At 67.4% G+C, this 7,483-nt stretch carries 7 protein-coding genes; 1 reads left to right on the forward strand and 6 read right to left on the reverse strand.

Features of this window, described 5'->3' with window-relative positions:
* Positions 1-482, forward strand: a 482-nt coding sequence (locus tag RTY46_RS19255) for an aconitase family protein (protein WP_312710375.1), incomplete at its 5' end; no start/stop codon positions are given.
* A 102-nt stretch (positions 483-584) separates the two neighbouring features.
* Here the strand turns inward: RTY46_RS19255 and RTY46_RS19260 are convergent.
* The 6 genes from RTY46_RS19260 to RTY46_RS19285 all read right to left on the reverse strand — a co-directional run.
* Positions 585-2,162 (reverse strand): hypothetical protein, encoded by a 1,578-nt coding sequence (locus RTY46_RS19260; RefSeq protein ID WP_312710376.1) that lies wholly within the window; start codon positions 2,160-2,162, stop codon positions 585-587.
* A 129-nt stretch (positions 2,163-2,291) separates the two neighbouring features.
* Entirely contained in the window at positions 2,292-3,884 is a 1,593-nt protein-coding gene (locus RTY46_RS19265; protein WP_312710378.1) for a hypothetical protein, read from the reverse strand.
* 80 nt (positions 3,885-3,964) lie between these two features.
* Positions 3,965-5,038 carry a chemotaxis response regulator protein-glutamate methylesterase gene (locus RTY46_RS19270; protein ID WP_312710380.1) on the reverse strand — a complete coding sequence of 358 codons (1,074 nt, stop codon included), beginning with the start codon at positions 5,036-5,038 and terminating at the stop codon, positions 3,965-3,967.
* Positions 5,035-5,631, reverse strand: coding sequence for a chemoreceptor glutamine deamidase CheD (gene cheD, locus RTY46_RS19275; RefSeq protein ID WP_312710382.1), 597 nt, complete (start codon positions 5,629-5,631; stop codon positions 5,035-5,037). The genes RTY46_RS19270 and cheD overlap by 4 nt, the downstream gene beginning before the upstream one ends.
* Positions 5,628-6,497 carry a CheR family methyltransferase gene (locus RTY46_RS19280; RefSeq protein ID WP_312710383.1) on the reverse strand — a complete coding sequence of 290 codons (870 nt, stop codon included), beginning with the start codon at positions 6,495-6,497 and terminating at the stop codon, positions 5,628-5,630. The genes cheD and RTY46_RS19280 overlap by 4 nt, the downstream gene beginning before the upstream one ends.
* Before the next feature lie 32 nt (positions 6,498-6,529).
* Positions 6,530-7,483, reverse strand: a 954-nt coding sequence (locus tag RTY46_RS19285) for a methyl-accepting chemotaxis protein (RefSeq protein ID WP_312710384.1), incomplete at its 5' end; no start/stop codon positions are given.

Below are 7,483 nucleotides of genomic sequence, written 5' to 3' on the forward strand. Positions count from 1 at the left end.
AGATCGACGAAGTGTTCATCGGTTCGTGCATGACCAACATCGGTCACTTCCGCGCCGCGGCCAAGCTGCTGGACGGCAAGCGTGACCTGCCGACCCGCCTGTGGGTGGCCCCGCCGACCAAGATGGACGCTTCGGAGCTGACCAAGGAAGGCGTGTACGGCACCTTCGGCGCCACCGGCGCTCGCATGGAAATGCCGGGCTGCTCGCTGTGCATGGGCAACCAGGCGCAGATCCGCGAAGGTTCCACCGCGATGTCGACCTCGACCCGCAACTTCCCGAACCGTCTGGGCCGCAACACCAACGTGTACCTGGGTTCGGCCGAACTGGCCGCGATCTGCTCGCGTCTGGGCCGTATCCCGACCAAGGAAGAGTACATGGCCGATATTGGCGTGATCGCCAAGAGCGGTGCGGAAATCTACCGCTACATGAACTTCGACCAGATCGAGGAGTACCAGGACGTGGCCAAGACGGTCGCTGCCTGATCCTGCGGATCGGTTGATGCGGTAAACGAAGAACCCCCGGTGCGAGCCGGGGGTTCTTTCGTTGGTGGGGTCAGCGGTGGCCGAACGGGTGCGCGCTGCGGCTTACTGCCCAGCGAACTCCTTGATCGGGAAGGCCTTGCAGCGCTCGACCGCGGCGGCGATGTCCACCGGCGCATCGGCGGCGGCACCACGGCGCAGGTTCACCGATGCGGCTTCTTCCCACAGGCTGGGCAGCACCTGCGGTGCGTCCAGCACCCGTTCGCGCACGGCATCGTGCAGGACACTGCTGTAGGCGGACGAGGGCGCCACCACGCACAGGCGGGTGCCGGGCGTGCTGCTGGCCTGCTGCAGCACCTGTTGCAGGGCTTCGCTGCTGCCTGCTTCGTCACGCAGCTGCTGCGCGGCGCTGCCCGGGTTGGCGTCCTGGATCTGCAGCTGGCCGGGGCTGAACAGCAGGACCTGCATCTCCTGTCGCGGTTCGATGCGCACCGGCGCACGCGTGCGCTCGCAGATGGTGGGAGTGGGTCGGGCCTGCTGCGGCGTCACGCTGCCATCGGCGTGAACCTGGCGGACATGCAGACGGCACATCTTGTCGGCTACTTCAAACTCCACTTCATAGTCCTGGCCGGGTTTGGCCACGAACTGGCCCGACAGCGTGCCCGTGCAGTACAGGCCGCTTTTGGGATCAAAGGCCGCCTCGAAGATCAGCGGCTTGCCAGCGGGAACTTCGTATTCCTGATAGCTGAGCGTGGAGAACCGCTGGTTCTGCTTGCTGCGCAGGGCCTCGGTGCTGGGAATGCCGAGCACGCCCTTGTCACCGGCATTGTTGTACTTCACGTCGATGCGATCGCGGTAGTCGTCGCGGCACGACGCGTCGGTAAGCAGAGTGGTGGTGCGGCCGAAATCGGCGTACACGCGTACCCGTGCCGGCGGCACGACGCCCCCGGCGTAGGCGCTGAGATCCGCAGCCGCCAACGGGCGCGGGTACATGGCCGGAATGCGCTTGATCAGCTTTTCGATGCACTTCATGGTGATCATCTGCGCGGCGCTCTTCACCCGCGCATAATCGTTGGCCTGCCAGGTGCCCAACGTCGCGCGTTCGTCGCTGTCGCTGCAGCGGATGATCTCGGCCAGGCTGCCATCGGCGCGGCGCTGCTGGATCGTGCTGGTGTGGTTGAGCCGGTACAGCGGATCCTTGCGGGTGTTGCCCTGGTGTACCAGCGCCCAGGTTTCGGCATTGAAGCGAAGGGTGCTGGTCTGGGTCGGCAGTGCGTCGGGTGCATAGCGGAAATAGCCGCCTACCAGCGCCTTGGCCACGTTCGGCATCAGCGCGATGGCCGGGCTGGCCTGGCTTTCGATGATGCTGCCGGGCAGCTGGTTGCGCCGGCTGTAGTCGGGCTCGTTGCCACTGAACAGCAGGGACAGTCCCTTCGGCGTCAGTGCCTCGCTGTCGTCGGGGGTGACAATGCGCAGCGCCACGTCCGGCGCATGCAGCGGCTTGGCGGCGGTATCCGGACCGCTCAGGATCTGCACGCGTTCGCTCCACGCATCGGCAGCGTCGGTGGCGGGCGAAGAGGGCGCCTGTCGCGATGCCGGCTGGGCAGCCGCGGTGGCCAGCAGCGGTGCAAGCAGGGCCGCTGCCAGCGGCGTGGTTCGGCAGGGGAAGCGGCGCATGGCCATGGTCAAGCTCCTTGAGAAACAGATACAGCCAAGCCGACCCTTCCGGTGCCGGCATTTGAACGAGGTGCTGTCGAGGGGGCGGTGTGGTCCGGCCAGCCGCGGGCCGGCGCTACCGTGTCAGACGATGGGTTACTGCACGCGGAAGTCCAGGCGGGGCAGGGTCTGGCAGTGCTGCACGGCGGCCTGCAGATCCAGCGTAGCGGTCGGGTCTGCGTGGCGCGCCTGATTGACCGTCGCGGCGGCCTCCCACAGGCCAGGCAGTGCCGCGCCATGCTCCAGCACGTAGTCGCGCAGCAGCGTGTTCAATGGGCTGGCGTGATCCTGCCCAGGTACGATCACGCAGGCGCGGGTTCCCGGCGTGGCCAGCATCTGCTGCAACAGCGTCTGCAGCCGCGCAGCATCGGCAGGACCGTCGGCCAGCTGCAGCGGTGGGCTGTCGCTGTCTGCGGGTTGTACCTGCAGCGTGCTGCCGGTGAACAGAAACACGCCCATGGCGTCCAGCGGTTCGCGCGGCGTCTTCGCTGTGAGCGCGGCGTAGTCCACGTCCGGACGCGTACATGTCTCGGGCGCGCGCCTGGCCGGCACGGCGAGCCGGACACCTTCTGCATCGACGCTATGGACGTTCAGCTTGCAGACCTGGCCGACGATATCCATCTTCACTTCGTAATCCACACCGGTTACCGGCATGATCTGTACAGCCAGCGTGCCGGTGCAGAACGCGCCACGGTGGCGGACGTCTGCGTCGAAGATCAACGGCTGCCCCGCCTGCACGGCATATTCGCGGAACTTTGGCGACTTCAGGCTGCGCAGCGTTTCCGTTTCCGCGATGCCAAGACTGAGGTTGCCCGCCTCGCTGTCCTGCGCGTCGGCGTTTCTGGCGGCCGGCCAACGCGGGTCATCGAAGCGTCGGCTGCCGTCGGCCAGGCAATAGGCGTCGCTGAGCATGGTGACCCGTTCCGTTGCCGAGTTGATGACCCGCACGCGTGCGGTGCCGTCACCACTACCTGCTGCGGGCAGCGGCTGCGGGAAGAACTGTGGCAGCTTGCTGACAAAGCGCTGCACGCAGGCGGCGGCCAGTTCCCTGGCACTGGCGCGCAGTCGGGCGTAGTCGTTGGCCTGCCATTGTTCGAGCGTGGCATCGCGCCCGGGATCGTCGCAGTAGCCGGCATCCACGGTGCTGCCGTCGGGCTGTTGCAGGCGCAGGCGGGTGAAGTGATTGAGCTGATAGAGCTGCTGCCCGGCTTTGGGCTTCTGGTAGATCAGCGCCCACTCGTTTGCCTCCACCCTCAACAGCGTTCGACCCTGGGGAACGGCGGCGGGGAACAGGGTGAAGTATTGCTGCAGCCAGTCATTGAACAAGCTGGGCATGAGCTCCATGGCAGGGCTGGGCACCGCCTGTACAGTGGTCCCACGCACATGCCTGGGATCCAGGCGGGTGGTGGAGCTGGCGCCGAAGACCTGGCGTACAAACTGCCCGGTCTTGGCCGCGCCGGTGATGCGCGCGCCGTCCTCCGGGGTGACGATGCGAAGTACGACATCGGGGTGGTGATCATGAATGTGCTGGCCGGCGCTGGCGCTGATCGCTACGTGCTCTGTCCAGCGTGCTGGGGCCGGTGCGGGTGCCGCGTGCGGGGCATCGGTTCGACCGGTGCCGCTGGCGAGCGTGGGCAGCACGCAGGCGGCGGCAAGCACGACGCGCAGTGGATTCAGGCGTAATGCCATGGTGAAACTCCTTGAAAAGCGAAACAGCACGGGCGGCCCTGAGCGGGCCGCGTATGGGCGGTTGAAGAGGGGCAATTCGCTCAGCTGCGGGACAGCGCCAGCAGCCGTTCGGCGATCCGTTCCAATGGTACCTGTTCTTCCGCTGCTCCCAGCTTGAACGCGGCACCGGGCATGCCCCAGACCACGCTGGTGGCCTCGTCCTGCACCAGTGTCGGCGCGCCGGCCTGGCGCATTTCCAGCAGGCCGCGCGCGCCGTCGTCACCCATGCCGGTGAGGATGGCACCGATGGCATTGCCACCGGCGCTCTGCGCGACTGAGCGGAACAGCACATCCACGGCCGGCTTGTGCCGGTTCACCGCCGGGCCGTCGTCGATGCGGCAGCGCCAGCGGGCACCGTCGCGGATGATGCGCAGGTGCTTGCCGCCCGGCGGCAGGTAGGCGTGGCCCGGCAGCACGGCTTCGCCATCGCTGGCCTCGCGCACGGCCATGGCCGAATGGCGGTCCAGGCGTTCGGCGAAGGCGGTGCTGAAACTGGCCGGCAGGTGCTGGGTCATCACCACGGCCGGGGCGTCGGCGGGCATGCTTTCCAGAACCACGCGCAGCGCTTCGGTGCCGCCAGCCGAGGAGCCGATGGCAATCAGCCGGTCGGTGGTACGGAACTGCGGCGCGGCCGGGCGCAGCGACGGTGCCGCGTCCAGCAGCACCTTCGGCGCCGCCGCACGCACCAGCGGTCGCACCCGCGAACGGGCGGCCATCTTGACCTTGCCGATGATCTCCTCGGCGTAGCCCTGCAGCCCACGCGCCACATCAAGCTTGGGTTTGGAAACGAAATCCACCGCGCCCAGTGCCAGCGCCTGCAGCGTGGTGTCGGCGCCGCGCTCGGTGAGCGAGGAAATCATCACCACCGGCAGCGGATGCAGGCGCATCAGGTTTTCAAGGAACGCCAGGCCATCCATGCGCGGCATTTCCACGTCCAGCGTGATCACATCCGGGGCCAGGCGCTTGATCTTCTCGCGCGCCAGCAACGGGTCGGCGGCGGTGCCGACCACGTCGATGCCCGGATCGCTGGACAGGATTTCGGTGAGCATCTGCCGGACCACGGCAGAGTCGTCGACGATCAGGACCCGGCAGGGGGCGTTGCCGGGCCCGTTCATTCGAACAGCTCCACGCCGCCGGTGACCGGCGCCTTGGACAGGCGGGCACGTACGGCCGATTCGGTGGCGGCCACTTCGGCCTCGTGCGCGTGCGGCAGGCGCTGCACCACCACGCGGCCGGTATCGGCGAAGAACCAGATCTTGCGCGGATGGATGCCGCACAGATCCTCGGCAATGATCGGAATGTGCTCGGCCTGCAGGTACTGGCGCACGAATTCGGCGTTGCGGGTGCCGACCGGGTTGCTGGTGAAGCCCTTGAGCACGTTGGCGCCGCCGAACACCTTGGCCTCGATGCGCTTGCGGTGCGCGCCGCGCTTGAGCATGTCGTTGATCAGCAGTTCCATGGCGTAGCTGCCGTAGCGCGCCGGGGCGCCGTCACCGGCATTGCCCTCGGGCAGCAGGAAGTGGTTCATGCCGCCGATCTTCAGCACCGGGTCACGCAGGCAGGCCGCCACGCAGGAACCCAGCGTGGTGGTCAGTGCCGTGGTGTCGTCCACCACCAGGTACTGGGTGGGCAGCAGCTTGGCAGCCACGGTTTTGAAGCGCGCATCCTGGTAGCGCATCACATCATCGGTACGCAGTGCAGCGTTCATGCGCCGGCTCCCTGTGCGCGTCGGTACAGCGTGCGGCCACACGGCTGGATCAGGTCGGCCGCATGCAGATAGTTTTCCGAATGACCGGTGTAGAGCAGGCCATCGTCGGCCAGGTGGTTCACCAGGCGCCCGAGGATGCCGCGCTGGGTGGGCTTGTCGAAGTAGATCATCACGTTGCGGCAGAACAGGGCGTCGAATGGACCGCCCACGTCGTAGCGCGGTGCCAGCAGGTTCAGCGGGCGGTATTCGATCAGCTCGCGCAGTGCCGGCAGTACCCGGCACTGGCCTTCGTTGGGGCCGCTGCCGCGCTGGAAGTAGCGTCGGCGCAGGTCCGGGTCCAGACTGGCAACGCGGTCGATGTTGTAGACGCCGCGTCCGGCGGTGGCCAGTACCTGGGTGTCCACGTCGGTGGCGATGATGCGCACCGGCGGCTTCAGCGTACCGAAGGCCTCGCACGCGGTGATGGCCATGGAATAGGGCTCTTCACCGGTGGATGCCGCGCACGACCACAGCAGCAGCGGACCGCGGCCGGTGCGCTTCTGCAGTTCTTCGCGCAGCTTGTCGAAGTGGTGGGGCTCGCGGAAGAACGAGGTGAGGTTGGTGGTGAGCGCGTTGGTGAACGCCTGCCATTCCTCGCCCTCACCCTGTTCCAGGTGATCCAGGTACTGCTGGAAGCTGCGCATGCCCAGTGCGCGCAGGCGCCGCGACAGGCGCCCGTAGACCATGTCCCGCTTGGCGGGGGCCAGGGCGATGCCTACGCGCTGGTAGATCAGGTCGCAGACGCGGCGGAAATCACGGTCGGCGAATTCGAATTCGCGGGGGCCGGTCACGATGGGGGTTGGGCTCTGCACGGGGGAGGTGTCCATCGGGTGGGCGGCGGCCGAAGCCGCCGCGGGGATCAGAATTCCTGCCAGTCACCGTCGCTGGAGGCGACCGGGCTGGAGGGCGTGCGCGGTGCCGCGGTGCGCACGGCCTGCGGGCGGGCAGGGGCGCGCACGATGGTGTGTGCGGGCGGTGCGACGCGGGCGGCCACGGCCTTCACCGCTGCCGATACCTGGTTGTCCAGGCGGAAGATGGCCACCGCATCGGCCAGCTGTGCGGCCTGGTCTTCCATGGCACGCGCGGCAGCGGTGGCTTCTTCCACCAGCGCGGCGTTCTGCTGGGTGGTTTCGTCCATCTGCACCACGGTCTGATTGACCTGTTCGATGCCGGCGCTCTGTTCCTGCGAAGCCGCGGAAATCTCGGCCATGATGTCGGTCACGCGCTGCACCGAGGCGACGATCTCGCCCATGGTGGCACCGGCCTGGTGGACCAGTGCCGAGCCTTCGTTGACCTTGCCGACCGAGTCATCGATCAGGCCCTTGATTTCCTTGGCCGCTGCGGCCGAACGCTGGGCGAGGGTGCGCACTTCGCTGGCCACCACGGCGAAACCACGGCCCTGTTCACCGGCACGCGCGGCTTCGACGGCGGCGTTCAGCGCCAGGATGTTGGTCTGGAAGGCGATGCCATCGATGACGCTGATGATCTCGGCGATCTTCTTCGACGAGGCTTCGATGGCCGACATGGTGGTGACCACCTGGCCGACCACTTCACCGCCCTGCGAGGCGACGCCGTGTGCACCGATGGCCAGCTGGTTGGCCTGGCGGGCGTGTTCGGCGTTCTGGCGCACGGTGGAGGTCAGTTCCTCCATCGAGGCGGCGGTTTCTTCCAGGTTGGCGGCCTGCTGCTCGGTACGGCGCGACAGGTCGCTGTTGCCGGAGGCGATCTCGCCGGCGGCCAGGGTGATGCTGGAGGTGCTGGCCTGGATCTGGCCGACGATCTGGGTCAGCTGGGCGACAGTGGTGTTGGCATC

The sequence above is a fragment of the Stenotrophomonas sp. genome, from assembly GCF_032056425.1.
Taxonomy (GTDB): Bacteria; Pseudomonadota; Gammaproteobacteria; order Xanthomonadales; family Xanthomonadaceae; genus Stenotrophomonas.